1 protein-coding gene is annotated in these 514 nt (G+C 71.6%); it reads right to left on the reverse strand.

Annotated features, from left to right (window positions below; genetic code table 11):
* The coding region (locus NBZ85_RS31690; protein WP_261563489.1) for a hypothetical protein at positions 1 to 485 on the reverse strand (485 nt) is incomplete at its 3' end.
* Positions 486 to 514 lie beyond the last annotated feature (29 nt).

Here is a 514-nt window from a genome sequence, read left to right on the forward strand (position 1 = left end):
GGGTCGGGGTGCTGGCTGGCCATGGGATCGGGGTTTTCGGTGTCGCCCGCGGGATGGCCGTGGCTGTGGGGGCGGCGGAGAAACGGGATCAGATCCCCGGCTGCAGGTCCGTGGCGCAGAGTGTGGAACAGGGGGGCGACGTCGTCGGGACGGCCGACGAGGATGGCGAGCAGGACGAGAACGGCCTGATGGGTGCCGGGCCGGGTGGTGTCTCCGATGAAGCGGGGTAGCTGGTCGTCGGGGATGCCGGTGCGCACGAGCCGGTAGAGGTTGACAAGTTTCTTCCCGGCCCGGGGGGTGGGGATGAGGGGTCCCATCCGGATGAGAAAGGTCCGCTCGGTGTCGGTGAGATACAGGCTGGCGGGTTGCAGGTCCGGGATGACCCGGGCCACCGCCGCCCGACCGGGGTCCCGGCCGGTCTGCGAGGAGAACGCCGACTGGGCGCGGTCGGCGCAGGGACGGCGCAGGGGTTGGGATAGCGGCACGTCGCCGGTCTGCGCCGGCGGTGCTGGGA

This window comes from Frankia tisae (assembly GCF_025403405.1).
GTDB lineage: Bacteria > Actinomycetota > Actinomycetes > Frankiales > Frankiaceae > Frankia > Frankia tisai.